Genomic DNA, 23,663 nt, shown 5'->3' with positions numbered 1-23,663 from the left:
ATCACCTCAAAAATTGAGGTTGAAATGGTTTCAACTGAATAGTTTACCTCAAATTTTGAGGCGAAGTGTTCAGCATTAATTAAACTAAACTAAACAATAATAATAAATAAAGATAAAGAGATCCTTATGTAACTATTTTTTGTTTCCGTTTTTTATATCTCCGGGTTGTCTACCTGATTTTAATTGCTCAGCAATAATTCTTTGAGCTGCCTCTAAAATTGAAGCTGTTATCTTTCCATCAGCAGCAGCTACCAGAGTATCAGGATCTTCAAGAATCTTTCTTGCTTGTTCGTTGAAGATTTCATCTTGTGTCTCCTGGCTTTCTCCTCTCAAAAGAAAATCAATAGTGACGTTATAGTAGTCAGCAATTTTTATTAGAGTCTCATGATCTGGCTCTCTTTTCCCTTGCTCATATGAAGCGTAGGTTGTACGAGCAATACCTAGCTTATCTGCTACTTCCTGTTGCTTCATCTTCTTTTCTTCTCTTAATTTCTTTATTTTGGTTGAAAAGTTCATATTTTATCGCCTCTCACATTTTGTGGCACTAAGAACATTATAACTACACAATAAGCGTAGTATATTAAATTACTCGAAAAGAGTATTTTTTTTAGGGAAAGGGGTTTACATTACTCTAAATGCGTAGTATATTATATTCAACGACACGAAATGAGTAGTGGAGGTGAAAGGAATGGCCACTAAATCAAAACAGCGAGAATGGTTAAAGTGTCATCGTTTAAACAAAGGATTAACTCAAAAAGATGTTGCTGCTAAAGCAAAGATCGCACGAACTACTTACGCTTCAATTGAACAAGGCGAGCGTAATGCGGGAGTTCAAACAGCTAAGTCTATAGCAGAAGTTCTTGATTTTAACTGGACTCTTTTTTTTGATGATCAAGTACGCATTTCGAGTAATGAGCGTAATGCAGTACATTCTGCTTAATTTCTTGGTTAGTCCAACCGTCCAACACGAATACACTGACGTGAGGTGATCACATGGCGAAACAAACTAAGAAAAAAACAACAAACATCAAGATGGGCAAAGAATATTACGGAACGATGGACAGAGAAGAGTGTTTCCGTAAAGCTCTTGAGCCGTACTTCACTTCTAAAAAAGAATTAAGGCTACACGCTTAATTATCTGCTTCACCTTTTTTTGGTGGACAAGCAAGGAGGTAACAGCATGAATCAAATTGTTTTTATTGAAGGCAACCAAGCCGTAACAGACAGCCTAACAGTGGCTGAGGTATTCGGAAAACGACACGCCGATGTAATAAAAAGCATTGAAACACTGAATTGCTCTAAAGATTTTACTGAACGAAATTTTTCGTTGAGTGAATATGAAGATCCAACAGGACGATCATTGAAAAAATATCTGATCAAACGTGATGGACTCGCATTTTTGGTTTTTGGTTATACGGGTGCAAAAGCAGCAGTGTTCAAAGAAAAATACATTGCTGAATTTAACCGGATGGAAGCCGAGCTTCAAAAAATGACTCAACCGTCCTACATGATCGAAGATCCAGTCAGCCGGGCAAAGCGATGGATCAGCGAGCAGGAAGAACGGCAGCAACTTGAACAAACAGTGAAAATTCAAGAACCATTGGTCAACTTTGCACAGAGTTGCATGGCGGCTGAAAAATCATTGCTTGTGAGAGAACTGGCAAAGCTTGCTTCGAAAAACGGCATCATGATTGGTGAAAAGCGATTGTTCCAGAAGCTGCGCGAATGGAAGATGATCATGACCAACAAGAATGAGCCATACCAGGAATACATCGAGCGAGGTTTCTTTGAGATCACACAGGGGGTGCGCCAAGTAAAAGGTACGCCGAAGTCCTGGCTGACAATGCGCATTACTCCGAAGGGACAAGCCTTCATCATCAATAAGCTGAAAAAACAGCAAGCCAGCTAGTTCCTTCATTACTTAAATTTTACCAGTTAAAACTAAATATATCAGGGGGCGAACATATGTCGAACAATCCATACAATATGGACAATTTACCCCGCATTCTCAAGCAGGAGCGTAAAAGGGCGGGATTGTCGCAGTATCAAATTGGCAAGGTTATCGGGAATAGAGATCAATCGTATGTCTCCAATGTCGAAAACGGTATTTTTCCTCTAACGCCTGATCTGTGTATCAAGTGGTTTGAAGCTTGCGGAGCATATGAACATATTGATTTAGTGCACTTCTTGTTTAAGCTTCATCCAACAGCGGCGGCGCCTATTGATCCAGCGTTAAACGAGAGCGCAAGTAGCGCAGTTATCAATATGATTCATCAGCTCGAAGAGGCATTGCAAGCGACAAAACATCTGGCACGTTGGTTGGCAAATGATCGGCCCGGAAGGTCAGATGATATACCGATGGGGGACATCAAACAAATATTTGATCTGATCCCAGCAAATAAAACGCTGATTTATTCATTAGTGCGGAGTCACGGTTTAAGCATGCAAGAGCTGGCCGATAGGTGGACGCGTAAAGCATTAATGGATCGGGTTGCAATGGCAAAACAAGAAGAAAGAAAGGCGGTACTGGCATGAAAACTAATCAATTTTTGAAGTCAGATGTAAATGCTGCAAAAAGAAAAATTGAATCAGCGGAAGAGCTTTCTATCATGCTTTCAGAGGCATTGCGTGATGGTGATTATGAAGAGGCAATTAGTCTAGCCGGAAGTATCAAAGTTCTTACAGAGGATATCAGCCGACTGGCGAATAAAGGGCGGTTGTATGAAACAGCTATGAAAATGCAACAGCGGGGAATCAATTTGGCAGTGATAAGTAGGTGTTTGGGATGAATCTCAGAAAATTTGAGCTCGCGGCAAGCTTCTTGCGACATGCCCAAAAGGCGGCATATTCAGAGGAAGATATCAAAGGAGCTGTGAGCATTCTGCATAAGGAATTTTACTCTTTAGAAAATGCAATCGACAGTCTTGCTGAACTTGCTAAAGCAAAAGAAGGAGCTGAGGAAAATGGAAGTCGAAAACCCAATGATTCTGAACAACTGGCACGACAGGCTGACTGAGCCGGAAACGCAAAAGGATTTTTTCGGGGATGAAGTTACGCCAGTCGATGATTACGTGATAGATAACGCTGAGGGTGAAGTCATCTTGAGAGAAAACCTTGAGCGGTACTTAAAAGAGCATCTTGGTTTTGAATTTAAAAATGAGCAATAAAAAAGCCCACTCTGGCAAGTGGACTCAAATAAAAGCTATCTGAAAACTCATGTACCAATAGTTTACCAGATAGCCTCAAGAAAATCAATGGAGGTTTTATACATGGCTAAAGCAGTAAAAGTGGCATTCAGCGAGCGTGCGGAGGATCAGCAACGTTTAAGACAGGTCGGCGGTTCAATTGTATTCGCCAAAAACGGTAAAGCGCAGTTTAGTTTCCCTTCAATGGACCATTACCGGGAATGGCAGCGGCTTGGTGCGGAAGAGTACAAAAGAAAGGTAGGGCTGATCTGATGCTTGCACAAGTTTACATGCCGACGGACAACATGACGGAGGATCAATGGCTTGAGGCTCGGCGCGCTGGCATCGGGGGTTCCGATGCTGCGGCAATTGCTGGGCTGAGTAAGTGGAAAACGCCAATGTCAGTTTATCTGGACAAGCTCGGACAGGCACCTAAAGAGCATATAACCAGTGAGGCGGCATACTGGGGGCACATTCACGAAGAAACCGTTGCCCGGGAATTTTCAAAGCGGACTGGTAAAAAGGTGCGGAGGCGGAAAGCGATCTTACAGCATCCTGATTACCCGTTTATGCTTGCGAACGTTGATAGATTAATAGTCGGCGAACGAGCAGGACTAGAATGTAAAACAGCATCAGAATACTTGAAAGGTGAATGGGACGGCGAGGAGGTGCCGGACGCGTATCTGGTTCAATGTCAGCATTATATGGCTGTTACTGGGTTAAGCGCTTGGTGGATCGCTGTTCTGATCGGCGGCAACAAGTTTGTTTACAAAAAGGTTGAACGAGACGAAGAGCTCATTGCATACCTGATTCAAATTGAACAGGACTTTTGGAAAAACCATATTGAGAATGAGATCCCTCCTATGTTTGATGGTTCTGAGGCTTCTGCTGAGCTTTTAACGCATATGTACCCTGTAGGATTCGAAGATGAAACAGAGCTTCCTCTGGCAGCAAATAAGCTCATTGAGCAATACAAATCAGCTAAGGCTGAGGAGAAAAATGCCAAAGAAAGGCTCAAAGAAGCTGAAAACCAATTAAAAGGGATGCTCGGGGAGTATGAGGTAGGCAATGCTGAAAAAGCGCTTGTTACTTGGAAAACCGTAACGACGAACCGTTTTGATACAAAAGCATTTGCTGCTGAACACCCTGAGCTCTTTGAAAAATTCAGTAAAGTATCGACTCATAGACGATTCAATGTGAAGGAGTTAAAAGACAATGGCTAAAAATGACGACATTCGCAATCAGTTAGCAAACAAAGTGAATAGCGTTCAAAAAGAGGATAAGCCTAAAACGTTAGCTGATTATCTCAATGATATGAAACCGGAGCTTCAAAAGGCTTTACCTGAACATATCACACCTGAACGGATCACAAGGATTGCTTTAACAACTATTAGAAGCAACCCGGGATTGCAGCAGTGTTCCCCAGCTTCATTGCTCGGTGCAGTCATGCAGTCAGCTCAATTAGGACTCGAACCTGGGTTGGTTGGACATTGTTATTTTGTACCGTTCAACAAAAAGATCAAAGGTCAAAATGGGGCGCCGGATCAATGGGTAAAAGAGGTTCAATTCATAATCGGCTATAAAGGAATGATTGATCTTGCCAGGCGTTCGGGACACATCGAAAGCATATATGCTCATGCAGTTTATGAAAAAGACGAATTTGACTACGAATTGGGTCTGCATCCTAAGCTGGTTCATAAGCCGAGCACGGGACACAGAGGCGAAATGACTCATGTTTATGCGGTTGCTCACTTCAAAGACGGCGGGTATCAATTCGATGTATTCAGCAAACAAGATATTGAAAACGTACGTTTGAGAAGTAAATCAAAAGATAACGGGCCATGGCAAACAGACTATGAAGAAATGGCGAAGAAAACAGTTATTCGTAGAATGTGGAAGTATCTGCCGATCAGTATTGAGATTCAAAGACAAGTAGCTCAAGACGAGACGGTCAGAAAAGATATTACAGCAGAAGCTCAGTCCGTATATGACGATAATGTTTTAGATTTAGGCGGCAATCAGTTTTTGAGTGAGCCTCAACAGCCGAATGAAAAACCAAGTGCGCAGGATGCTGACCCTTTTGACGGTAAGCCTGTAGACATCAGCGAAGATGACCTCCCATTTGATTAAGGTCGGCATCCCCTTCTGTTACAAGTGGCTGACGGAAGGGGCGCCAAATCGCGCGCAGCTGTTCCGTGCTTATGTCGAAGGCTATCTCAGAACAAATGAACCTGGCTTACGTTTAGTCCGCATCAGCGGAATGACAGCACTGTGTGAAAGGAAGTAGGTGAGCCATGAACTACCTGAAAGAAATGAACGGCTTCATGAATTGGCTAGAAACGAATCCGTTGTCTGCTACAACTCAAGCATTATGGTTTCATCTTTTGCACATCAACAATAAAGCAGGGTGGCGGGAGTGGTTCACCACTTCAAATACCACTCTGCAAGCAAAGATTGAGATTTCCGAAAATACGTTGATCAAACACCGAAAGATGCTGATTGATCTTAAAAGAATTGAATATAAGCCGCAGGGGAGGAAGGCAGGACAATACAGGCTGATCTCATTTGAAACTCCTGTATCAGAGCAGGAACCATCAGAAAAGCCTGTTCCTGAACTTGCACCAGCACCACAAGAAACGCAGGAGGTTGATCCGAAAATGAAAAACGCTTTTGAGCTATTCGAAAATAAGGTCGCTCGTTCTATCGGCTCCATTGAGGCGCAAAGAATCGGCTACATGGTGGATGATTACGGCGAAGAGAAGGTCATCGAGGCAATGAAAAAGGCTTTCAGAAATAAAGGCAGCAACGTTGGCTTGAACTACATTGAGGCGATCCTGTCCAACCCATTAAGCCAAAAGAGAAAGGAGAAACAACAGTATGGCAATAAACAAAGCAGTCAGTATAGACACAGCGTTCCAAGCAATGATGAAGGGTCTTCAAGCAAGATCGCGTTCCTGGGAAACAGAACAGGCCGAATCAGAAGAAAAGGTTGAATATGAATGCTCTGAGTGCAAGGATCGCGGCGTTGTGATCTACCGCATCCACAAAGACACTGAGCTGCGGTTGAGAAAAGAACACAAGCCATTGGATAGCCTATCACTTGATGAAATGGTTCTTGAAGATGATTACCTTGCAGGAAAGGTTTGCACGCCGGATAAGGCTCGGGAATGGAAAACGACGTATTCCAAACAATGTGAGTGTGTGAAACAAAAGAAAATAGCGAAGCTCATGGCAGCCAGCGGCATTACAGAAAAGTTCGAAAAGCTGTTGTTTGGCAACTTCAAATTAGATGGCAAACCCCAAATGATTAAAGATGCCTATGAATGTGCGGTCGAATACTTCAAAGACTTTGAAAAGATCAAGGGAGAGCGTGCCAATAGCATTGCTCTGCTGGGACAGCCAGGCAGCGGCAAAACGCATCTGTTAACGGCCATCATGAACAATCTCATTAAGAAGAAATCAACTCATTGCCTGTACTTCCCTTACGTTGAGGGCATGAGTGATCTGAAAAATGACTTTGACCAGCTGGAAACAAAGCTGAACGCCATGAGAAAAGCAGATGTGCTGTTCATTGATGACTTATTCAAGCCAGTTGATGGGAAGCCAAGGGCAACTGAATGGCAAGTCGAACAGATCCAGTCAGTTGTGAATTATCGCTACCTGAACCATAAACCTCTGCTGATCTCTTCTGAGCTCACAACGGACGATCTGCTGGACGTTGACGAGGCGCTAGGGTCACGGATTTACCAGATGTGCAAGTATTACACGGTGATCATTCAGGGCAACCGGATGGAATTAAATCATAGATTGGGTGATTGGGATTGAACGAGAAAACGAACGTTATAGGATCCAAAGGAATGTATTTGTTCGGGCCTACTGAACAAAAGGGCGGCAAGGACCTCACACCGGTTATTCGGGTGCTTGAGGAAAAGATCAGACAAATGGAGCTGATGCGCAGTGCTTAAAGCGGTGATCCTGCTGCCGGCCATCATACTCACGGCGCCAGCAAAAGAAAAGCAGATTCAGCAATGGGAAGAAAATGACGGGAGGTAAGGAGAATGAGGGAAATCAAGTTTCGGGCTTGGAGCAATAAATATCAGCACATGTTTAGGGTGAGTGAGATTTCACAAGACAGAAGCGGTTATACACACGGAATAGTCGATGCAGAGTTTAAAAATGAATTTGAACCGGAATTTGACAGTCCGTTTGCTTGGATTGGCCGTGTAGATTTTAAAAAGTCATCTGATGGACGTGTTGCTGCTTTAGGTCAGAACCCAGATGATGAACCCTTTTATTTGATGCAATACACCGGATTTAAGGACAAGAACGATCGAGAAATTTATGAGGGAGATATTGTGAAAGTCACTAACGGCGCGGAAGAGTTAGGCGGAGTTGATACCGGTATAGGAAAAGTTGAATGGTTAACTAAATGGGGATTTTGGAACGTTTCAAAAATAGAAAATGGTCTGGGCGATTTGCTTTTTAACGGTTATGTGGAAGTCATCGGCAACATATACGAAAATCCTGAGCTTTTGGAGGCGGCAGAATGATGCCAAGATTCTTCTGGGGATTGGCATTGCTAAATTGGAATATCGGTTTTGAAATCCTTTCAGTTGGCGGGATGCGGTTTATAAAATTCTCATTCCTTCCTCTTACACTACTAATCAGAATAGGGGAGGCACCACATGCCAGCAAATAAGTACGGCGCCAGAAAAACACAGGTGGATGGCATCACGTTCCACAGCATCGCCGAAGCCAAATACTATGAGCAGCTGAAATGGCTCAAGGTGAGCAAGCAGATCAAAGATTTTAAGCTGCAGCCACGGTTCCTGCTGCAAGAGGCATTCAAAAAGAACGGCAAAACTTTTCGGAAGATTGAATATATTGCAGATTTTGAGGTTCATAATTTGGACGGCAGTATCGAGATCATTGACATCAAAGGCGTGGAAACAAAAGAATTTGCCATCAAACGCAAGTTGTATGAGCGGCGTTATGAAAATCCACTCAAGGTACTGGCTTTAGATGATTTTTTAGGCTTCATCGAGCTGGACGAGTTGAAAAAACTCAAAAGAAAGGCGGGAAAGTCCACTGCTAAACGTGGTAATCGCAGACGATCGGCCGTTGTGGGTGCAGGAAGAAGATAAGCTCATGGCCTGTATGACACGTTGCTCTCAGTTTAAGGCATGCGCCAGCCGAATGGGTTCTGATTGCAAGAAGCTCGGCGGCACGGAAATTCCCAAGATCAATTCAGGAGGTAGATACCATGGAACAGCAAAGCATCAATCCTTACAAGCCAGGACCGGTTGAAGAATGGAAGATGACTCCGGAACAACTGGCGGAATACGTGAAAAAGCATCCAATCGTTTACAGGGAGGATCTGAAACCATCGCCAGCATTCACGATGGCCGGATGGAAACCGGATCACTATTAAACACAAAAAAAGCACCGAAGCAGAGCCCCGGCGCTTTGATATGAACTGGTACTTCTATCATAGCACAGGGGGCGCTAAGAATGTACAACCCAAGAGAAATTAATTTAAGCAAAGATACAACAATCGAACAGGCAATGGAGCCAGACAAAATACAGATTATCGTTTTAGACGGGAGCCAGGGCACCGCACATGTCTTGGAAGCCCCGGAGCATGGCAAAACAATCATTCAAACGGCAAAGGGAAGCTTTGCTCGAGTTGATCATGAAATAGGTTTCAAAATCAAATAGCAGGGGCTTTCCCCTGCGGGGGAGGAACGGCATGAATAAATTGGATGAAGTTAAAAAATTTGATATTACCATCTTCACGAGTTGGTTAAAGAAATACGCCGAATGCGGGGAAGGTTTAGAAAAAGCTTGGCACTTTCTGATTGAACAAGCTGAACTGGCTGAAAAGCGTCAGGAAATCATCGAGGAAAACAAGCGTCAGCAGGAAGTAACGGTTCATCAATTCCGGCAGGCTCAGAAAGAAATTCAGCGGATCACTAAAGAGAGTGATGGTTTCAAACAAGCATTAGAAAAAATCGCTACTCTCAAGCCTTCGACTAACAATGATATTAACGCTTGCAACTTTCAATTTGCAATTACTACAGCCAATTTGGCATTGGAAGGTGTTGCGGAATGATCCCTTTACAAGTTGAGCTTCAACGGGCAGTCAAAGCCGCGAAAGACGAAGCGATGACAGTTGAGCAGGCGGCGGAACTTCTAAAAGTGCATCCAGATTACATACCGGTGCTCGTGGCAAAGTCAGATGACCTGAAAATGATCGGTGATGAAACCATCATTGCAAAGCGTGATAAGACAAACGGTTGGCTCATTGGGGCGATGGTTTTGGTTTTATTCTTTGCAATCGCAGTCGGCTGGGAATAGGGGGATGACAGCATGATCGAATACAGCTGCCCTGAATGTGGTCACAAAGAATTAGATATAATAATCCGCCCAGATGCACGCTGCCCGCATTGTGGCTGCAGCATGGGCGTTGAGGAGGAAATAGCGTGAGCGAAATCGACTATAACAATTGGAAAGCAATGATCAAAAAGATGAACGAGGGCCAGCCTAGTGTTTTGGATCTGGTTAACGAACAAATTGAGTCCTATGAAAAGGAAAAGGAGGCCGAAAACAAATGAACACAGCATACAGAGTTTGGGACGGCGAGCAGATGCATTATTGGGACGAGGATCATTTAAGCCTAACTTTAAAAAATGACGGAAGTTGGCTTTTATGGCACAGTTCTGGCGGTGGTTGTGTCGTATCCAGTGATGATGAAGAGGCGGTGCTCATGAAAGGGACAGATCAATTTGATATTTGGAAAGATGAACAGGAAGAAGAAGCTCGCATTTATGCAAGGGACATCGTCCAGCAGGAGGAAACAGCGATCGGAAGTGTATATGGCCCGGAACCGTTCATAGGCGAAGTGAAAATGGTTGACGGCTCATGGTGCATCGTCAATGAGAAAAAAGAAGAGTGCCGACCGTTGTTTTCCGAGACAGCAACAAACACAATTCTAGGGGATGTATTTCAAAATCCTGAGTTATTGGAGGGCGCGGAGTGATGAACGCAAATGACAAATTAGGTGCTTATGTCTTGCTGGCGATGCATGGATTCAAGAAAGATGAAATCAAGGACATTATGAAAAAGGTTGAGTCTGATATGAAAAATAAGGAGGGCGCGGAGTGAAATTCACATTAAGAATATTGGCTGTTATCTTGTTTCTGTTAATCTCTGATTCTATAGGTATAATTCTGGCGTATTATTTCGACAATCCGAGTTTGAGATTAAACTGTGTGTCAGTTACTGCGGCGATCAGTGGGTACTTAGTTCGTGGATGGTGGCCGCCGGAAGAGAAGGAGGGCGCGGAATGACAAAAGATGAATTGCATAGCTACTATTGCGAGGATTGTGAAGAATGGACATATATCGAAGAGCTTAAATATCCAAATGGTGTTCATTGTGCACACTGTGGAACGGAAGGTGTTTCTATAAGCTCGGAAGATTACAACAGATTGAAATGGGCATCAGAACAAAACTAAATAAGTCCAAGATGGAAAGCCTGCGGACACTGAACTTACAGCTTAAGCGCTGTTTGTTTGGTGTCCGTTTTTTATTTGAGCGGAGGGATGACATGAAACAGGAAAAGAAAAAGCCCAATAAAAACGCGCAGGAGCGTTCTGAACGGTTTTGGCGGCAAATGATGGGGCAAGACAGGCAAACACTCAGAAGAGGCAAAGGCGGCGCTTTTAAGCGTAAATAAGAGGAGGATAAACATGCAGGATTTAATCATTGAATACAAAAGAGCGTTAAAAGAAGCGAGAAAGATGTACCGAGCATTCTCGGAAACACCAGAAATTGAAATGACAGCAGAACAAAAGAACGATAAGAAAATCATTGGCAGTATGATCAGCGATATTGAATTCACTCTCGAATGGCTGCAGAACGGGAGACAACCAGGAGCGCGCCGGGGAGCTGACAGAAGGGACGTTTACCAAAGAACGATTCTTGCTGATCCTCGTATCATTGATGCAATGCCAGAAGAATATGCGATCAATCAGGAGCCAGAAGGAGAGGTAAGCGATTGGGACAAAGAAAGAATTGCTGATGCCCTTTCTGTCCTTACCGAAAGAGAAAAGGACATTTTCATCATGCACACTGTGCAAAACATGTCTTTCGAAGAGATCGCCCAGCTGCTGAACATAAAAAAAGGAACAGTGCAGAAAAACATTGAGCGTTCCCGTTTGAAAATGAAAAATAGAGCAGAACACAGCCTATTCTGTTTAGCATGAATAGGTTGTTTTTTGTGAGAATAAAGGAAAAAAATTCTCTAATTAACTTGACGTGAGTAAAGTTATCGTATATAATTAAAGTATAGAAAGGAGGGAACGAAAGTGGCTAAAATCGCAGTGATACTGGGCATCATACTTACAGCACTCACTATCTTTGAAAAAATTCTCATCATCAGAGAAAAGCTTAAAACAAAAAAGCCCAAAATCAAAAAACGCCAACGTCCTAGAAAGCGCAGATGATTTTGAGCCGAGGGAGAAGGTGGAGCTTCTCCCTTGGTAAAATTATAACAGAAACAAAAAATAATGAAAAATTAATACAGCCACTTTCAACAAATGGAAAAACTCAGAACGTCAACTGATATTTTTGTCCTTCTTGCTTTGGGATACATGTTATTTGTTCGGCAGCATGTCGCAGCCAGTCCATTAAAGACAACTTTAGATATATGCATAATTGTTTTGTTTGCTGTTTCAATTGTGGAAAAGTCAATTTCCCTTTATCAAAAATATCGAGAAAAAAGAGGGTGATGCTTGGTGTACAGCCTTAAAGAACGTGATGCAATTAAAAAGTTTTTGAATGAGGAGATCGTTAATACAAGTGAAGCAATTGAAATATTGGGCTTTACTCGTCAATATCTTAATCAGCTAATTAAAACCGGTCAACTTGAACCGGTTAAAGAAATGCCGAGGGACAGGCTTTTTATTAAAGAGGATATATTGGAATTCCAAAAGCATAGGAAGAAATGAGCACCCGTAGCTAAAGGGTGCTTTCGTTCGACAAATTTTGCAAATGGTTCCTATCCTTACAATTTCACCGATAATAAACTGGGAGGGTAAGGTATGAAATTAACAGATATTAAACCCGAAAAAATAGATACTGAACATGATTTAGACTATCTTATTTCTAAATTAAAAAGCAAAAAGAAAATAAAATCACTCTATCATTATACAAATATCTATGGAGTTGAAGGGATTTTAAAACGTCAAGAATTCTGGTTATCTGATGCAAATTTTTTAAATGATAAAAATGAACTTTGGTATACTTACAATTTGTGCGAAGAGGTAATATCAGAGATTTGTGGTAAATCAAAAGGCAATTTTTTAGATCGTTTTAATTATGCTATAGCATCTGAGGATTTAAAAAAACCAGTCTACGTAATGTCACTTACTACAAATTCAGATTCAAATTTACTTTGGTCTAATTATACAAATAATGATGGTTATAATATTATCCTTGACCCCAAAAATTTATTCAATGAATTAAAATTGGATAATTATAATTTATTAAAATTCCCTGTTATTTACGATAAAAAAGTACAAAAGAAAATTATAGTGGAACTAATGAGTAAGTTTATTGGAGTAACTATGTTTTTTCAAAACAAATTAGATAAGCTTGACCATGATTTGAGTGATTTGAGTGATTTGAGAGATTTGAGTTACGAATGGGGTTTTCAGGATGGGGTTTTAGCACTATTGGTAAAAGCTTTTTCTATATTTTTTAAGGATTCATGTTTTTCTCAGGAAGAGGAGTATAGAATAGCATTAGTCCCTAAAAATTGGAAGTCGCAATGCTTAGACTATTCTTGTAGAGTTTCAAATGGTACTTTTATTCCTTATCTCACTGTGCCAATTCATGATAAAAATGCAATTAAAGGTTTAACAATTGGTCCAAAGAATAATATGGATATAGCAAAAGACGGAATACTGAAATTTTTAGAAGTCAATGGTTATGACCATCTTGATGAAAACTCAGTTAATAAATCTAAAATACCTTATAGATATTAGTGATTCAAAGTGGTTTTTTGTCTTACGACTGCCACCTATTTATGAAGGGCGCTTTCGTTCGACAAATTTTGCAAATACTTCCTTTGTTACGCTCCTTAACCGATAATAAGGTGGGAGGTGAGAACATTGGCTTTTTCAGAAGAACTAAAAAGAAAGATACAAAAATCTATACAAGAAAAAGGTGCTCTTCGTCCATGTGACAAATGTGGTTGCCAAGATATTATCCTTCTAGACCAATACGTAAGGGTAGATATGCAAGACAGTCCATATGATACGGTTTTAGGAGGGCATCATATCCCTGCAATTGGTCTTGTTTGTGACAGATGCGGGAATATTAATTTGTTTGCAGCAAAATCGATTATACCTTCAGAAATTTAATCAAAAGCATCCTTCGGGGTGCTTTTTTGTTCTTTGTTCCCTGTAAACTGCTTCCGGTAAGTCTCAGGATAGACAATTGGCGGTTAACGGCTTGAGCACGGTGGTGGTTTAGAGGGAATATCTTTTCCAAAACAACTCAATTCAAAAGGGGGCGGCGGTGAATGTAGATGGCTGAGAAGCACATTCAGGCGCAGAAAGATTACGTCAAAGGTATGAAATACAAGGACCTTGCCGAGAAATACGGGGTGTCAGTGAACACCATAAAATCGTGGAAACAGCGGCATGGGTGGGAAAGAAAAAAGGGTGCACCCACTGAAAAAAGTGTGCACACAAAAAAGGCAGGCGCACCACCCGGCAATAAGAATGCATTAGGGAACAACGGCGGCGCACCACAGAGGAATCAAAACGCTGTGACTCACGGCTTTTTCTCTAAATTCCTGCCAGAAGAGACGCTTGAAATCATGGAAGAGATTCAAGAGCGTTCGCCAGCTGATATGATATGGGATCAAATTCAGATTCAATATGCGGCTATTCTTCGGGCGCAGCGCATTATGTTCGTGCAGGATAAGGACGACATGACTAAGGTTTTGAAAAAAGAGAAGCCAGGTATGTTTGGTGATGAGCGAGAATGGGAGTTTCAATTCGCTTGGGATCGTCATGCTACATTCTTGAATGCCCAATCACGGGCAATGGGAGAGCTAAGAGGCTTGATTAAACAGTTTGACCAGCTGGCTCACGAAGCAGACGAGCGGCGCCTTAAATTGGAGCAAATGCGCTTGAATATCGAGAAGGCGAAGAAAGATATTGACGGTGATAACGGAAACTCTCAAGAAAATGAAGTTGCTGCCATGTTGCGGAAGATGGTGAAACCTTATGGAACTTAACTCCAAGCAACAAGAGGTATGGAATAGCTTTATTGAAGAGCAGCCAAAAATCTTAATATGCAGCGGGGCGAAAAGGGCAGGAAAAACATTCGTGCTCCTTTTGACGTTCCTCGGGCATATCAGCAAGTATCAAAACATGGGGCTTTCGTTTATCATCGGAGGGGCAACTCAGGCTTCTATAAAGCGGAATATCCTAAATGATTTAGAACTGATCCTGGGGAAAGAATTGCGGCTTGATAAAGCGAATGCCGTTGAAATATTCGGCAACCGTGTTTATTGTTTCGATGGCGCAAATGCAGACTCATGGAAAAAGGCACGGGGTTTCACATCAGCTGGCGCATTCTTAAACGAAGCGACGGCCCTGCATGATTCATTCGTGAAAGAAGTTATTTCTCGTTGCTCCTATAAAGGCGCAATGGTCATGATGGATACAAACCCGGAAAACCCGATGCACACCGTCAAAACTGATTATATTGACAAAGACGGGCAACGGCTGAAAAACGGCCGGCTGAATATCCGTTCTTTTCACTTCTCATTGTTTGATAACAACTTTCTTGATCCTGAGTATGTCGAAAGTATTGTTGCTTCAACACCAAGCGGCATGTTTACGGACCGAGATATTTACGGCTACTGGGTTGCTCCGGAAGGCGTAATATACAAGGATTTCAAAAAAGACATACACTATATCAGTTCTAAAGAATTGGAAAATAGAAAAGTCAACTTCACAAAATACTTTGCTGGCGTTGACTGGGGATATGAGCACCCGGGTTCTATTGTCGTAATTGGACAAGATGACCAAGGGTGTTTTTATTTGCTCGAAGAACATTGCAAACAGCACGAAGAGATTGACTACTGGGTGAAGGTAGCAAAGGACATCAAAGAGCGGTATGGCAACATTAATTTCTATTGTGATACAGCTCGGCCTGAACATATCGTGCGTTTTCGCAGAGAGAAGCTGCGTGCGTTAGATGCTGATAAAGCAGTTGTTTCAGGTATCGAAGAAGTGGCGCGGCTGTTCAAGCGGGATCTGATTTTTATTGTTGAAGATAAAGTTAGTCGCTTTAAAAAAGAGATATTTATGTATGTTTGGAATCCGAATACAGGCGAGCCGGTTAAGGAATGGGACGATGTTCTGGACTCCATACGTTATGCCATTTATACACACAACAAACCTATGAGACGCAAAGGAAAGGGGTGAGAACATGAACAAGTTTTTAAATTATCTTCGAAATAATGAGATAGACGGTCCAATCATTGAACAGATTATTGAAGAGCATAAGCCGATCAAAGATAAAGCCATAGCTCAGTATGAACGATATATGGCTAGTGTTGCCGGTGTGCCGATCTTACAGCGTGAGGCAGCTCAATTCGAGGATTTTGAAACAGGAAAGGTTCGGCGTATTGACCATCTGGTAAACAATCGCCTGAATAATGCTTTTGATGCTGAGATAGTGGATACAAAGGTTGGGTATATGTTCGGCCATCCAATCTCATACGAGACGGAGAAAGACGGGGAAAACAAAAATACGGCCTTGGCAGAGCAAATCAATAACTTTAACACCATAAATAACATTGCTGATGCTGATAGCGAATGGGGTAAGAAAGCAGCTATTTGTGGATATGGTGCTAGACTTGTGTATATCGCTCCTGACGGCTTGGTAAGAGTTGCGAATGTAAATCCATGGGAAGTTGTCATTATTGCTGAGAATGACATCACAGAGCCTTCTTTCGCACTTAGATATTATAAGGTATTTGATTGGGTTAATAATCAAAGCATAGAGCGTGAAAAAGCGACTTTTTACGATGACAAGATGGCCTATTTTTTTGAAAAACAAAAAGGTGGCTGGACTTTATTAGAGAAGAAGCTCCACTTGTTTGATTATTGTCCTTTATTCGGGTTGCCTAACAATGATGAACAGATGGGCGACGTGGAAAAGGTAATTAAACTTATAGATGCATACGATCGCACACTTTCAGATGCATCAAACGAGATTGAACAGCTACGGCTAGCTTATTTGATTTTAAAGGGCGCTGGTATGGATGATGAAGACATCCAAGAACTGAAAAAGACCGGTGTGCTTGAAATGTTTGGGAAAGATGATGATGCCAAATTCCTGACAAAAGACATTAATGACACCATGATCGAAAACCATCTCAACAGGCTTGAAGAAAACATTCTTCGTTTTGCAAAGTCGGTCAATTTCTCTGATGAATCATTCGGCGGGAATGTGACAGGCGTTGCAATGAAATACAAGCTGATGGCCCTTGAAAATAAGTGCATCACGATGGAGAGGAAAACGACTGCTGCCCTTCGGTATCAGTACAAATTGCTTTGCTCAGCATGGGCGAAAAAAGGTCTTGTGTCAGCAGGTGATTATTTAAAGGTATGGTTCTCATTCAAGCGCAATCTGCCGTCAAATCTCTTGGAAGAGGCTCAGACATCCGGACAACTTAAAGGCCAGGTAAGCGAAGAGACACGCCTTTCAACACTCTCTATTGTCGATGATGTGCAATACGAGATTGAGAGAATGAAAGCTGAACAAGATGCTTATGATTTTGAGGATGAAAAGGACAATGATGACATTCGAGGTGTAAGTAATGACGTTCTTTGAAGTTGAGTACACGAGTGATGATTATTATGACTGTTATCCCCATAAGGTAGGAATCTACCCTACATTCGAAAAAGCTATGGAGAAAGCAATTGCGTTGTCAAATGGAGAGAATCCGCCTGCTGAAATAGATATATGGCAATGGGAATTAGCGAAAAATGAATACAATACAACGAGAAACTGGCATAAGAATCGACATGATGATGACTTCAAAGAGGTTGCAAAGTGATCATCTGTATTTGTCCTGAGCATGACTTTAAAAAGGCTTATTTTTCATGCACTCATAACAGGCGCGCACTGTAGAGGGCGAAGGAGGAAGAAACGTAATGCCAACTTTAGAAGAAGTGAAAAAATTTCTCGAAGAAAATAAAGACAATGAAGAAGTAAAAGCATTTGTAGGAGAACTTTCGGCCGTATCAGCAGATAAGGTGAAAGGGTTCCTTGAGACAGAAGAGGGAAAACGATTCATTCAGCCACGGCTGGACTCTTACTTCACAAAAGGTCTTGATACATGGAAGTCAAACAATCTTGAAAGTCTGATTGAAGAGGAGTTGCAAAAACGTAACCCTAGCAAGACACCAGAACAGATTGAATTGGAGAAATTAAGAAGCGAGATTGAACGAGAAAGAGCAGCACGTAATCGTGAAGCGCTAGTCAATAAAGCCTTGAATGTAGCTGATGAAAAGCAGTTGCCTAAAGGAGTTATTGACTATTTTATTGGCGAAGACGAGGAAACAACGCTTGCCAATCTCAGTAAGTTTGAAGAGACATTCAATGCAGCAGTTCAGAATGCCGTAGATATCAAGTTTAAAGAGAGCGGCACTAACTTCGAAAAAGGTGATCCAACACCAGCTGGCGGGGCGGTTGATATTGGGGCACTCGCTAACCAAGCAAATATCAGAAAATAAGGAGGGCTATTATGCCAACATTTAATCCCAAAACAGTATTACTACAAGATGCAGTAACTGGGAAAATCCCAGAAGAACAAGCAGAAATTGTGTTGAAAGAATTTATGCAGACATCTGCAATCACACAGCTTGCTAAATATGAACCGATGACAAAACCGGTAAAGACATTCACGTACTTAGCAGAAGGACCTGGCGCTTACTGGGTTGGTGAAGGTGAACGCATTCAAACAAGCAGCGCCAAATGGCTCACAGCAAAAATGACATCGAAGAAACTTGCGGTTATCATTCCAGTTTCAAAAGAATTCTTACGCTACACAGTTGCTGACTTCTTTACTCAAATGCAATCAGCTATTAGAGAAGCTTTTGCAATCAAGTTTGACCAAGCCGCACTGTTTGGGGTGGGATCGCCTTTTGAGACAGGTGTATCAATCATGGAAAGAGTCAACAAGTCCGGCCAAAAGATCACATCTGGTACTGGTGCGGGTTCAGGGGCAACTGTTTATGACGATCTCGCTGCAGTAATGGCGCTTGTAGAAGATGCAGACAAAGATCCTGATGCATTTACAACTATTAGACGTTTCCGTCAAAAGTTACGCGCTGCAAAAGATAATAACGGGCTGCCACTATTTAACCAAGTGACAGCAGATGCAACACCTCAAGCTCTTGGGTTGCCTATTGGGTTTGTTGACAGCAAATCATGGGATAAAACAAAAGCTGACCTTATTACAGGGGCTTGGGACTATGCGCGTTATGGTATTCTTCAGGACATTGAATATACCATTTCTCAGGATGCAACGTTGACAACAACTGTAGATGAAGCCGGCGAACCTCTAAACTTATTCGAGCGTGACATGTTCGCACTTCGAGCAACTATGGAAGTCGGATTCACTACTCTTGCAGAGGATGCCTTTGCAGCCTTAGTCCCTGCTGTTGATGGAGGTGCCACTGCCTAATGGTTAGGATCAAGAAGGGGAGAGACTCTTTGGAAGTGACGGAACGTGCTTTCGAGGTAATTTATAAGGGACTTGGATATAAGCTGGACAAGGGCACAAATAAAAAAGAAGCCGAGGACACACAAGAGTCTGACGCCAAAGAAACAGCCGAGGAGTAGGAGGGTAAGCGGTGGATAAAGAACAAACTGAAAAAGAGCTTTTGAAGCCGTTGAACCGTAAAACCAAGGAATTCTTACGGAAACTCAAGCGGCTTTTTCAGCGTGCTTCAAAAGATGTGCTGTCAAAGCTGACTGCGTTATTCGTCAAGCTTGATCAAATCGAAGAACCGACACTTGCTGACGCTAATCGACACGGTGATCTAAACCGTATAAAGCGGGAAATCACATCGTTGATTAGTGATCTTTCAGCGAAAGTCAAAGCTATGATTATAGAATTCCTCGAAGAAACCTACAAATCATCTTACAGTTGGCTGATCCTTGGCGTTCTGGCTTCGTTAGGGATAAAACTTGTGCAGCCAAAAGCAACACTAAATCAGCCGAATTTGCCTGCTGAATGGGCTCCTAAAGATGTTCGGCAGGCCATTAAAAGTAAACAAATGGACAAAGCCATTGAAACTGATCGCAAAAAGACAATACAGCAGATTAACAAGACAATCGAACGCGGTTTTATTGAGCGGAAACGCTTTGCTCAGATAGCGAAGGAGCTGCAGACAGATGTCGGGCTGAGTTACAGCCGTTCGAAGCGCATAGCCAATACAGAAATGCATCGCACAAGGGAAAAAGCAACGCTTGACGCTGCTAAAAAAGCTCAGTCACGGGGCATCAACATGAAAAAGACCTGGCACAACGTTGGGGATGAAAGAGTACGTGAGACAAAACATGCGGATCATGTCCATTTAGAAGGGCAGGAACGCATGGTCAATCAGTTGTTTGATCTTGGCATTAATAAAAATGGTGTTCATGTAACAGCAGAAGCGCCGGGGCAAAGCGGTAATCCATCAAATGATATTAATTGCCGATGCTTTGCGACATATGAACCGGTTCTTTGAAAGGAATGAGAGAAATGGACTTGGCAGAATTAAAAGTCAGGTTAGGGATTCCAGCTGATGACACATCCCAGGATGCAAAGCTACAAATAGACCTTACAGACGCGATTTCTTTCGTTAAGGAGGAGTGCAATAACTCTTTTGTCGGTCCAGATGGGGTTGAATCACTACCAGGACCAGTGAAGAAAGGAATTGCTCTCATGATTGAAATTGATCGGGACAGCCCGAAAGGTGTTCAGTCTGAATCAATTGGCGGAATGAGCAAGACATACACGGCGGATGACGTAAGGTATAAACCAGCACTTGATTTTTTTCGGCCATACAAAAAAATTCGTTTTAAACCACTGAGGTGATCAAATGGCACGTAGAAACATTCGGGTACGAGATAGAAACCGTATTCCAGAAGTCATAAGAAACCTCGGTTCTGTCGGTAAGGTGAAAGTTGGAATCCTGGACAGTGAGCGGCAAATGATCGCGGCTGTTCATGAATTCGGCTGCCGTATTGCTGTAACTGATCGCATGCGGAATTATCTTGCTGCAAAAGGGCTGTACCTCAAGAAAGAAACTCAATATATCAACATTCCGGAGCGTTCTTTCATCCGTGCTGGATGGGACGAGAACGAGGAAGAGATCGTTCGAAAGGTAGAGGATCTGGTCAATAGAGCGTTAGAGAATGGCGATTCGATGAATGACATCATGGAAACAGTCGGCCTGCTTGCGAAAGGGCGGCTTCAAGTGTATGCCCGAGACTTGCGGAACCCGGCAAACCATCCATTTACAACCAAGGAAAAAGGCTCTTCAAACCTATTGGTTGATACCGGGGAAATGATTGGCTCTATGGATTATGAGGTTGAAAGCTGATGGGGAATCATTTCATATTTTCTGATCTGATTAAGCGGTACAGCGTTGATTTTACATTGCTTATTCCATCTGAAGAGGGTTCATATGATGATCTCGGCGAATGGGTGCCACCGAAACCGACGAAGTCAGACGAAAGAGGGGCAATAGTACCTCTACAGTCACAATTGATCTATCAATCTGGCGGCCGACTTACATCTATGGACAGGCAGCTATTTATCAAGAATGAAATTCCTCTGAAAGCTCAGGTGATTTTTGATGGTGCCACCTTTGATGTTGAAGCGATGACGCCTTATGGGACATATGCCGATTTCAACAGCTATATCTTAAAGGCGGTGATCAATTCAGATGGACTACAACAGCATAATACAAACAGTCTTGGGACTGATTAGAGAGAAAACAGGCCATGTCGTAATCGTTGCAAATGGTACAGGGAAACAACCTGTCTATCCTTTTTGTACGTATACCGTGACTTCCCCGTATTTGCCCCAACATAGAGGCATTGAAGAACAGGGAGTGTTAACGGAAGACATCGAGCTTGTTTTCTCTTTTACATGGGTTTCAAACAGCCATATTGAGGCCATTTCTCTTGCTCAACAAACAGCAGCGTACTTCAAAACAGCTGAAGCACGTCAAAAGCTTCATGATAATGGGCTGGCATGGGTCAGGAACGACGGTTTCGGTAATCGAGATACATTTATCACGATTGACACAGAACGCCGTCATGGCTTTGATACGCGCTTTAGAACGCGTGTCACTCATGGAGAAGCAAATGCAGAGGTTTTCGACTCTGTACGAATTGAAAATACAGGAGGGTAATTCATATGCCACTTAGTGACGTTACAGTCAAAATTGACTTAGTGAAACCGTCCAGCCTTAAAGGATTGGGAACACCTCTGATTCTCGCAAAGGTAGACGGCCACAACACATATAAAGAATATGGCTCATTAGAAGCTATTAAGGCAGACTATGCGGAAACGACAGCAGCATATAAAAAGGCTGCGGCTATCTTTGCTCAGGGTGACAATGCACCGTCAAAGGTTGCCATCGGTACGTATGGAGGCAGCACAGAAACGCCAGAAGAAGGAGCGACTACACAAGCAACATTCTCCATTCGGAATGCGTTTGACGAGTATTTCGACAAGGACTGGCACTTCTTGATCCTTGCTGATGCTACAGCGGACGAAAGAATGGAAGCGGCAAAAGCGATGGAAGAGAAATCATATAAATTTGTAGTTTTACAGGTCACTGACCGGGAAGAAGTTGCTTCTTACAAAGGCAAGGATCGCACAATCGTTTTCTATCACCCGTTAAATGACGAGCATCCGGACGCTGGTCTTGTTGGTTCGGTTGCATCTCACACAGTGGGATCAGTAACTTGGAAGTTTAAAAATATCGTAGGTATCACGCCTCAAGATATTAAGGCAGACGAGTTGAAAAAGCTGCATACAGAAGGGGCTATTGCTTATGTAACCAAAGCGGGCCACAACGAGACATCCGAGGGCATTACTGCATCCGGGGAATATATCGACGTGCTGCACGGCAAAGATTGGGTGAAATTGAATATTGAAACCTCAATTCAATCAGCATTCTCAAACAACGGCAAAATCCCGTTCTCGAATGCTGGTTTTTCATTGCTGAGTGTACAGGTCACAAATGTTCTGCAAACAGCCTTTGCAAATGGCATTGTTGCCGAAGATGCAGACGGACAGCCGGTGTATTCAATCAGCACTAAAACCCGTGATCAAATCACAGATGAAAACAGAAAAAATCGTGTATACGACGGCCTGTCATTTACTTTTGAACTGGCTGGCGCGGTTCATTCTGCTGAAATCACTGGTGAAATCTCAATTTAAGGAGGATATAAAGCATGTACGTTTATGATGCGAACGAAGTCAACACGAACATTGACGGGAAAATCGTAACCGGTTATTCCGAGGGCACAATGGTTTCTTGTGCAAAAGACGAAGAAAAGTTCTCGACTAAAGTCAGCGCCAAGGGTGATGTCAGTGTTGCAACGAAAAACAACCCACTCGGAACAATTACACTGACTCTTTCCATGGGATCGCCATTTGTACCATACCTGAATAAAATGGCAAACACGGCCCAGCGTTTCCCTATCTGGGTTACGGGCGGACAGGAAAAAATCGGCGGCACAGAAGCGATGGTCAAAAAGCCTGCTGATGCAGAATTCAGTGACGAGATTGGAGATCGTGAGTTCGAGATTCAAGTCTTTGACTATACAGTATTGGAACAGTAATTAAGCTATGGCAAAAAAGAAGAAATCAAACGCGCGAAAGCAGTCCAATAGGGCTGCTTTTCAATATATGCAAACTAAACAAGCGGAGGGAAAACCTATGTCAAAATTCGGTAAACAAAAGAAAGTAACTATCCACGAAACTGAGTACACTCTTCAACACCCGGGAACACGTCGTTCAATTGAATTTAACGATGAGGCTATCAATATCAATACAGGGATGTTTTCGTCTGCGAAACTGTATGAACTGTACATGAAAGAAGTAGTTGTTGAACCGAAAGTAAGCTATGACTATTTTGATAAGAAACCTGGTTTCCTTGAGCTGATGAAAGAGGTTCAAACCTTTCTTAGCGCCGAAACCGAAGCCGAAACAGTTCTACAAAAAGAAGGCGCGTGATAACTGGCCTATGTATCGGCTCGTGATGTCTGAGAAGTTTTCCTTCTCGGAGGTCGCGGCGATGGATCTCGACACGCTGCTGGAAGCAAACGCAGCCCTCGACATCCATATTGAGCAAGAAAACAAGAGGAACAAGAAGAA

General features: G+C 42.5%; 44 protein-coding genes. 43 read left to right on the top strand and 1 reads right to left on the bottom strand.

The window, feature by feature from the left end:
- Positions 1–132 precede the first annotated feature (132 nt).
- Positions 133–516 carry a helix-turn-helix transcriptional regulator gene (locus NSQ12_RS15045; RefSeq protein WP_032722318.1) on the bottom strand — a complete coding sequence of 128 codons (384 nt, stop codon included), beginning with the start codon at positions 514–516 and terminating at the stop codon, positions 133–135.
- Positions 517–688: 172 nt separating this feature from the next.
- Here NSQ12_RS15045 and NSQ12_RS15040 point away from each other — a divergent pair, with 172 nt between their 5' ends.
- The 43 genes from NSQ12_RS15040 (at position 689) to NSQ12_RS14830 (ending at position 23,522) form a co-directional block, all read left to right on the top strand.
- A complete protein-coding gene (locus tag NSQ12_RS15040; protein ID WP_032722317.1) occupies positions 689–940 on the top strand; it encodes a helix-turn-helix transcriptional regulator in 252 nt (83 codons plus the stop codon).
- A 53-nt stretch (positions 941–993) separates the two neighbouring features.
- On the top strand, positions 994–1,134 hold the full coding sequence (locus NSQ12_RS15035) for a hypothetical protein (RefSeq protein WP_017696669.1): 141 nt from the start codon (positions 994–996) through the stop codon (positions 1,132–1,134).
- A gap of 46 nt (positions 1,135–1,180) precedes the next feature.
- Positions 1,181–1,909, top strand: a complete 729-nt coding sequence (locus tag NSQ12_RS15030) for a phage regulatory protein/antirepressor Ant (RefSeq protein ID WP_032722316.1) — start codon at positions 1,181–1,183, stop codon at positions 1,907–1,909.
- Positions 1,910–1,965: 56 nt separating this feature from the next.
- A complete protein-coding gene (locus NSQ12_RS15025) occupies positions 1,966–2,535 on the top strand; it encodes a helix-turn-helix transcriptional regulator (protein WP_032722315.1) in 570 nt (189 codons plus the stop codon).
- A complete protein-coding gene (locus tag NSQ12_RS15020; protein ID WP_032722314.1) occupies positions 2,532–2,789 on the top strand; it encodes a YqaH family protein in 258 nt (85 codons plus the stop codon). The genes NSQ12_RS15025 and NSQ12_RS15020 overlap by 4 nt, the downstream gene beginning before the upstream one ends.
- A 174-nt stretch (positions 2,790–2,963) precedes the next feature.
- Positions 2,964–3,167: a hypothetical protein gene (locus NSQ12_RS15015; RefSeq protein ID WP_032722313.1), complete on the top strand. Its 204-nt coding sequence runs from the start codon at positions 2,964–2,966 to the stop codon at positions 3,165–3,167.
- Between the two features lie 102 nt (positions 3,168–3,269).
- Positions 3,270–3,458, top strand: coding sequence for a hypothetical protein (locus tag NSQ12_RS15010; protein ID WP_032722312.1), 189 nt, complete (start codon positions 3,270–3,272; stop codon positions 3,456–3,458).
- The gene (locus NSQ12_RS15005) at positions 3,458–4,408 is read left to right on the top strand and encodes a YqaJ viral recombinase family protein (protein ID WP_169058016.1); all 951 of its coding nucleotides are present in this window, start codon (positions 3,458–3,460) and stop codon (positions 4,406–4,408) included. The genes NSQ12_RS15010 and NSQ12_RS15005 overlap by 1 nt, the downstream gene beginning before the upstream one ends.
- On the top strand, positions 4,401–5,315 hold the full coding sequence (gene recT / locus NSQ12_RS15000) for a recombination protein RecT (RefSeq protein ID WP_169058015.1): 915 nt from the start codon (positions 4,401–4,403) through the stop codon (positions 5,313–5,315). The genes NSQ12_RS15005 and recT overlap by 8 nt, the downstream gene beginning before the upstream one ends.
- A 164-nt stretch (positions 5,316–5,479) precedes the next feature.
- Complete coding sequence (locus NSQ12_RS14995; protein WP_163136152.1) at positions 5,480–6,178, top strand: DnaD domain protein; 699 nt, start codon at positions 5,480–5,482, stop codon at positions 6,176–6,178.
- On the top strand, positions 6,063–7,010 hold the full coding sequence (locus tag NSQ12_RS14990) for an ATP-binding protein (protein ID WP_128484036.1): 948 nt from the start codon (positions 6,063–6,065) through the stop codon (positions 7,008–7,010). Before NSQ12_RS14995 ends, NSQ12_RS14990 begins: the two co-directional genes overlap by 116 nt.
- Positions 7,007–7,150, top strand: a complete 144-nt coding sequence (locus NSQ12_RS14985; protein ID WP_169058014.1) for a hypothetical protein — start codon at positions 7,007–7,009, stop codon at positions 7,148–7,150. Before NSQ12_RS14990 ends, NSQ12_RS14985 begins: the two co-directional genes overlap by 4 nt.
- Before the next feature lie 93 nt (positions 7,151–7,243).
- The gene (locus tag NSQ12_RS14980) at positions 7,244–7,735 is read left to right on the top strand and encodes a YopX family protein (RefSeq protein WP_032722307.1); all 492 of its coding nucleotides are present in this window, start codon (positions 7,244–7,246) and stop codon (positions 7,733–7,735) included.
- Positions 7,736–7,870: 135 nt separating this feature from the next.
- The gene (locus NSQ12_RS14975; protein WP_169058013.1) at positions 7,871–8,329 is read left to right on the top strand and encodes a DUF1064 domain-containing protein; all 459 of its coding nucleotides are present in this window, start codon (positions 7,871–7,873) and stop codon (positions 8,327–8,329) included.
- Between the two features lie 119 nt (positions 8,330–8,448).
- Positions 8,449–8,616, top strand: coding sequence for a hypothetical protein (locus NSQ12_RS14970; protein ID WP_017697393.1), 168 nt, complete (start codon positions 8,449–8,451; stop codon positions 8,614–8,616).
- A gap of 80 nt (positions 8,617–8,696) precedes the next feature.
- Positions 8,697–8,903 (top strand): XtrA/YqaO family protein, encoded by a 207-nt coding sequence (locus tag NSQ12_RS14965; protein ID WP_041345368.1) that lies wholly within the window; start codon positions 8,697–8,699, stop codon positions 8,901–8,903.
- Between the two features lie 31 nt (positions 8,904–8,934).
- On the top strand, positions 8,935–9,297 hold the full coding sequence (locus tag NSQ12_RS14960) for a VWA domain-containing protein (protein WP_339175052.1): 363 nt from the start codon (positions 8,935–8,937) through the stop codon (positions 9,295–9,297).
- On the top strand, positions 9,294–9,542 hold the full coding sequence (locus tag NSQ12_RS14955; RefSeq protein ID WP_339175050.1) for a hypothetical protein: 249 nt from the start codon (positions 9,294–9,296) through the stop codon (positions 9,540–9,542). Before NSQ12_RS14960 ends, NSQ12_RS14955 begins: the two co-directional genes overlap by 4 nt.
- Before the next feature lie 125 nt (positions 9,543–9,667).
- Positions 9,668–9,799 (top strand): hypothetical protein, encoded by a 132-nt coding sequence (locus NSQ12_RS14950; RefSeq protein ID WP_272516060.1) that lies wholly within the window; start codon positions 9,668–9,670, stop codon positions 9,797–9,799.
- Positions 9,796–10,224 (top strand): YopX family protein, encoded by a 429-nt coding sequence (locus NSQ12_RS14945; protein WP_095252451.1) that lies wholly within the window; start codon positions 9,796–9,798, stop codon positions 10,222–10,224. The genes NSQ12_RS14950 and NSQ12_RS14945 overlap by 4 nt, the downstream gene beginning before the upstream one ends.
- The gene (locus tag NSQ12_RS14940; protein ID WP_269886522.1) at positions 10,224–10,349 is read left to right on the top strand and encodes a hypothetical protein; all 126 of its coding nucleotides are present in this window, start codon (positions 10,224–10,226) and stop codon (positions 10,347–10,349) included. Before NSQ12_RS14945 ends, NSQ12_RS14940 begins: the two co-directional genes overlap by 1 nt.
- Before the next feature lie 181 nt (positions 10,350–10,530).
- Positions 10,531–10,701, top strand: a complete 171-nt coding sequence (locus NSQ12_RS14935) for a hypothetical protein (protein WP_015715374.1) — start codon at positions 10,531–10,533, stop codon at positions 10,699–10,701.
- 92 nt (positions 10,702–10,793) lie between these two features.
- Positions 10,794–10,922 carry a hypothetical protein gene (locus NSQ12_RS14930; RefSeq protein WP_015715375.1) on the top strand — a complete coding sequence of 43 codons (129 nt, stop codon included), beginning with the start codon at positions 10,794–10,796 and terminating at the stop codon, positions 10,920–10,922.
- Positions 10,923–10,935: 13 nt separating this feature from the next.
- Positions 10,936–11,451 (top strand): sigma-70 family RNA polymerase sigma factor, encoded by a 516-nt coding sequence (locus NSQ12_RS14925; protein ID WP_032722297.1) that lies wholly within the window; start codon positions 10,936–10,938, stop codon positions 11,449–11,451.
- Positions 11,452–11,553: 102 nt separating this feature from the next.
- Positions 11,554–11,691 (top strand): hypothetical protein, encoded by a 138-nt coding sequence (locus NSQ12_RS14920; RefSeq protein WP_339175040.1) that lies wholly within the window; start codon positions 11,554–11,556, stop codon positions 11,689–11,691.
- A 291-nt stretch (positions 11,692–11,982) separates the two neighbouring features.
- Positions 11,983–12,195 (top strand): helix-turn-helix domain-containing protein, encoded by a 213-nt coding sequence (locus NSQ12_RS14915; RefSeq protein ID WP_024713902.1) that lies wholly within the window; start codon positions 11,983–11,985, stop codon positions 12,193–12,195.
- 93 nt (positions 12,196–12,288) lie between these two features.
- Positions 12,289–13,233: a DUF2971 domain-containing protein gene (locus tag NSQ12_RS14910; protein ID WP_339175038.1), complete on the top strand. Its 945-nt coding sequence runs from the start codon at positions 12,289–12,291 to the stop codon at positions 13,231–13,233.
- Between the two features lie 126 nt (positions 13,234–13,359).
- Positions 13,360–13,611 carry a hypothetical protein gene (locus NSQ12_RS14905; RefSeq protein ID WP_339175036.1) on the top strand — a complete coding sequence of 84 codons (252 nt, stop codon included), beginning with the start codon at positions 13,360–13,362 and terminating at the stop codon, positions 13,609–13,611.
- A gap of 167 nt (positions 13,612–13,778) precedes the next feature.
- Positions 13,779–14,495 (top strand): phage terminase small subunit, encoded by a 717-nt coding sequence (gene terS / locus NSQ12_RS14900; protein ID WP_339175034.1) that lies wholly within the window; start codon positions 13,779–13,781, stop codon positions 14,493–14,495.
- Positions 14,485–15,693, top strand: a complete 1,209-nt coding sequence (locus NSQ12_RS14895) for a PBSX family phage terminase large subunit (RefSeq protein ID WP_213399988.1) — start codon at positions 14,485–14,487, stop codon at positions 15,691–15,693. Before terS ends, NSQ12_RS14895 begins: the two co-directional genes overlap by 11 nt.
- Before the next feature lie 4 nt (positions 15,694–15,697).
- A complete protein-coding gene (locus NSQ12_RS14890) occupies positions 15,698–17,107 on the top strand; it encodes a phage portal protein (RefSeq protein WP_167559357.1) in 1,410 nt (469 codons plus the stop codon).
- Positions 17,094–17,333: a hypothetical protein gene (locus NSQ12_RS14885; RefSeq protein ID WP_032722291.1), complete on the top strand. Its 240-nt coding sequence runs from the start codon at positions 17,094–17,096 to the stop codon at positions 17,331–17,333. The genes NSQ12_RS14890 and NSQ12_RS14885 overlap by 14 nt, the downstream gene beginning before the upstream one ends.
- A 97-nt stretch (positions 17,334–17,430) precedes the next feature.
- Complete coding sequence (locus NSQ12_RS14880; protein WP_172480875.1) at positions 17,431–18,012, top strand: DUF4355 domain-containing protein; 582 nt, start codon at positions 17,431–17,433, stop codon at positions 18,010–18,012.
- An 11-nt stretch (positions 18,013–18,023) separates the two neighbouring features.
- A complete protein-coding gene (locus NSQ12_RS14875; RefSeq protein ID WP_017696635.1) occupies positions 18,024–18,965 on the top strand; it encodes a phage major capsid protein in 942 nt (313 codons plus the stop codon).
- Between the two features lie 29 nt (positions 18,966–18,994).
- Positions 18,995–19,123 (top strand): hypothetical protein, encoded by a 129-nt coding sequence (locus NSQ12_RS14870; protein WP_257437960.1) that lies wholly within the window; start codon positions 18,995–18,997, stop codon positions 19,121–19,123.
- An 11-nt stretch (positions 19,124–19,134) separates the two neighbouring features.
- Positions 19,135–20,013: a phage minor head protein gene (locus NSQ12_RS14865; RefSeq protein ID WP_339175026.1), complete on the top strand. Its 879-nt coding sequence runs from the start codon at positions 19,135–19,137 to the stop codon at positions 20,011–20,013.
- A 14-nt stretch (positions 20,014–20,027) separates the two neighbouring features.
- Positions 20,028–20,363 (top strand): phage head-tail connector protein, encoded by a 336-nt coding sequence (locus tag NSQ12_RS14860; protein WP_339175023.1) that lies wholly within the window; start codon positions 20,028–20,030, stop codon positions 20,361–20,363.
- 4 nt (positions 20,364–20,367) lie between these two features.
- On the top strand, positions 20,368–20,871 hold the full coding sequence (locus NSQ12_RS14855; RefSeq protein WP_339175022.1) for a hypothetical protein: 504 nt from the start codon (positions 20,368–20,370) through the stop codon (positions 20,869–20,871).
- Positions 20,871–21,260, top strand: a complete 390-nt coding sequence (locus NSQ12_RS14850) for a hypothetical protein (RefSeq protein ID WP_041906578.1) — start codon at positions 20,871–20,873, stop codon at positions 21,258–21,260. Before NSQ12_RS14855 ends, NSQ12_RS14850 begins: the two co-directional genes overlap by 1 nt.
- Positions 21,217–21,687 (top strand): hypothetical protein, encoded by a 471-nt coding sequence (locus NSQ12_RS14845; protein WP_064670954.1) that lies wholly within the window; start codon positions 21,217–21,219, stop codon positions 21,685–21,687. The genes NSQ12_RS14850 and NSQ12_RS14845 overlap by 44 nt, the downstream gene beginning before the upstream one ends.
- Positions 21,688–21,692: 5 nt before the next feature.
- The gene (locus tag NSQ12_RS14840; protein WP_074794604.1) at positions 21,693–22,724 is read left to right on the top strand and encodes a DUF3383 family protein; all 1,032 of its coding nucleotides are present in this window, start codon (positions 21,693–21,695) and stop codon (positions 22,722–22,724) included.
- A gap of 14 nt (positions 22,725–22,738) precedes the next feature.
- Positions 22,739–23,128 (top strand): hypothetical protein, encoded by a 390-nt coding sequence (locus NSQ12_RS14835; protein ID WP_041339434.1) that lies wholly within the window; start codon positions 22,739–22,741, stop codon positions 23,126–23,128.
- 97 nt (positions 23,129–23,225) lie between these two features.
- Positions 23,226–23,522, top strand: a complete 297-nt coding sequence (locus NSQ12_RS14830; protein WP_085186916.1) for a hypothetical protein — start codon at positions 23,226–23,228, stop codon at positions 23,520–23,522.
- The last annotated feature ends 141 nt before the right edge of the window (positions 23,523–23,663 follow it).

Source organism: Bacillus sp. PS95, from assembly GCF_037963565.1.
Lineage (GTDB): Bacteria > Bacillota > Bacilli > Bacillales > Bacillaceae > Bacillus > Bacillus subtilis.
This window is presented reverse-complemented; position numbering and strand designations above follow the sequence as displayed.

Bases quoted from the DNA above. Each gene is read 5' to 3' on its own strand.
- NSQ12_RS15040 (WP_032722317.1), top strand. From the start codon at position 689: ATGGCCACTAAATCAAAACAGCGAGAATGGTTAAAGTGTCATCGTTTA.
- NSQ12_RS15005 (WP_169058016.1), top strand. From the start codon at position 3,458: ATGCTTGCACAAGTTTACATGCCGACGGACAACATGACGGAGGATCAA.
- NSQ12_RS14860 (WP_339175023.1), top strand. From the start codon at position 20,028: ATGGACTTGGCAGAATTAAAAGTCAGGTTAGGGATTCCAGCTGATGAC.
- NSQ12_RS14895 (WP_213399988.1), top strand. From the start codon at position 14,485: ATGGAACTTAACTCCAAGCAACAAGAGGTATGGAATAGCTTTATTGAA.
- NSQ12_RS15020 (WP_032722314.1), top strand. From the start codon at position 2,532: ATGAAAACTAATCAATTTTTGAAGTCAGATGTAAATGCTGCAAAAAGA.
- NSQ12_RS15030 (WP_032722316.1), top strand. From the start codon at position 1,181: ATGAATCAAATTGTTTTTATTGAAGGCAACCAAGCCGTAACAGACAGC.
- NSQ12_RS15015 (WP_032722313.1), top strand. From the start codon at position 2,964: ATGGAAGTCGAAAACCCAATGATTCTGAACAACTGGCACGACAGGCTG.
- NSQ12_RS14965 (WP_041345368.1), top strand. From the start codon at position 8,697: ATGTACAACCCAAGAGAAATTAATTTAAGCAAAGATACAACAATCGAA.
- NSQ12_RS14830 (WP_085186916.1), top strand. From the start codon at position 23,226: ATGTCAAAATTCGGTAAACAAAAGAAAGTAACTATCCACGAAACTGAG.
- NSQ12_RS14935 (WP_015715374.1), top strand. From the start codon at position 10,531: ATGACAAAAGATGAATTGCATAGCTACTATTGCGAGGATTGTGAAGAA.
- NSQ12_RS14855 (WP_339175022.1), top strand. From the start codon at position 20,368: ATGGCACGTAGAAACATTCGGGTACGAGATAGAAACCGTATTCCAGAA.
- NSQ12_RS14945 (WP_095252451.1), top strand. From the start codon at position 9,796: ATGAACACAGCATACAGAGTTTGGGACGGCGAGCAGATGCATTATTGG.
- NSQ12_RS14975 (WP_169058013.1), top strand. From the start codon at position 7,871: ATGCCAGCAAATAAGTACGGCGCCAGAAAAACACAGGTGGATGGCATC.
- NSQ12_RS14885 (WP_032722291.1), top strand. From the start codon at position 17,094: ATGACGTTCTTTGAAGTTGAGTACACGAGTGATGATTATTATGACTGT.
- NSQ12_RS15045 (WP_032722318.1), bottom strand. From the start codon at position 516: ATGAACTTTTCAACCAAAATAAAGAAATTAAGAGAAGAAAAGAAGATG.
- recT (WP_169058015.1), top strand. From the start codon at position 4,401: ATGGCTAAAAATGACGACATTCGCAATCAGTTAGCAAACAAAGTGAAT.
- NSQ12_RS14880 (WP_172480875.1), top strand. From the start codon at position 17,431: ATGCCAACTTTAGAAGAAGTGAAAAAATTTCTCGAAGAAAATAAAGAC.
- NSQ12_RS14835 (WP_041339434.1), top strand. From the start codon at position 22,739: ATGTACGTTTATGATGCGAACGAAGTCAACACGAACATTGACGGGAAA.
- NSQ12_RS14980 (WP_032722307.1), top strand. From the start codon at position 7,244: ATGAGGGAAATCAAGTTTCGGGCTTGGAGCAATAAATATCAGCACATG.
- NSQ12_RS15010 (WP_032722312.1), top strand. From the start codon at position 3,270: ATGGCTAAAGCAGTAAAAGTGGCATTCAGCGAGCGTGCGGAGGATCAG.
- NSQ12_RS14910 (WP_339175038.1), top strand. From the start codon at position 12,289: ATGAAATTAACAGATATTAAACCCGAAAAAATAGATACTGAACATGAT.
- NSQ12_RS14960 (WP_339175052.1), top strand. From the start codon at position 8,935: ATGAATAAATTGGATGAAGTTAAAAAATTTGATATTACCATCTTCACG.
- NSQ12_RS14995 (WP_163136152.1), top strand. From the start codon at position 5,480: ATGAACTACCTGAAAGAAATGAACGGCTTCATGAATTGGCTAGAAACG.
- NSQ12_RS14845 (WP_064670954.1), top strand. From the start codon at position 21,217: ATGGACTACAACAGCATAATACAAACAGTCTTGGGACTGATTAGAGAG.
- NSQ12_RS15025 (WP_032722315.1), top strand. From the start codon at position 1,966: ATGTCGAACAATCCATACAATATGGACAATTTACCCCGCATTCTCAAG.
- NSQ12_RS15035 (WP_017696669.1), top strand. From the start codon at position 994: ATGGCGAAACAAACTAAGAAAAAAACAACAAACATCAAGATGGGCAAA.
- NSQ12_RS14990 (WP_128484036.1), top strand. From the start codon at position 6,063: ATGGCAATAAACAAAGCAGTCAGTATAGACACAGCGTTCCAAGCAATG.
- NSQ12_RS14850 (WP_041906578.1), top strand. From the start codon at position 20,871: ATGGGGAATCATTTCATATTTTCTGATCTGATTAAGCGGTACAGCGTT.
- NSQ12_RS14955 (WP_339175050.1), top strand. From the start codon at position 9,294: ATGATCCCTTTACAAGTTGAGCTTCAACGGGCAGTCAAAGCCGCGAAA.
- NSQ12_RS14930 (WP_015715375.1), top strand. From the start codon at position 10,794: ATGAAACAGGAAAAGAAAAAGCCCAATAAAAACGCGCAGGAGCGTTCT.
- NSQ12_RS14925 (WP_032722297.1), top strand. From the start codon at position 10,936: ATGCAGGATTTAATCATTGAATACAAAAGAGCGTTAAAAGAAGCGAGA.
- NSQ12_RS14875 (WP_017696635.1), top strand. From the start codon at position 18,024: ATGCCAACATTTAATCCCAAAACAGTATTACTACAAGATGCAGTAACT.
- NSQ12_RS14940 (WP_269886522.1), top strand. From the start codon at position 10,224: ATGAACGCAAATGACAAATTAGGTGCTTATGTCTTGCTGGCGATGCAT.
- NSQ12_RS14840 (WP_074794604.1), top strand. From the start codon at position 21,693: ATGCCACTTAGTGACGTTACAGTCAAAATTGACTTAGTGAAACCGTCC.
- NSQ12_RS14890 (WP_167559357.1), top strand. From the start codon at position 15,698: ATGAACAAGTTTTTAAATTATCTTCGAAATAATGAGATAGACGGTCCA.
- NSQ12_RS14970 (WP_017697393.1), top strand. From the start codon at position 8,449: ATGGAACAGCAAAGCATCAATCCTTACAAGCCAGGACCGGTTGAAGAA.
- terS (WP_339175034.1), top strand. From the start codon at position 13,779: ATGGCTGAGAAGCACATTCAGGCGCAGAAAGATTACGTCAAAGGTATG.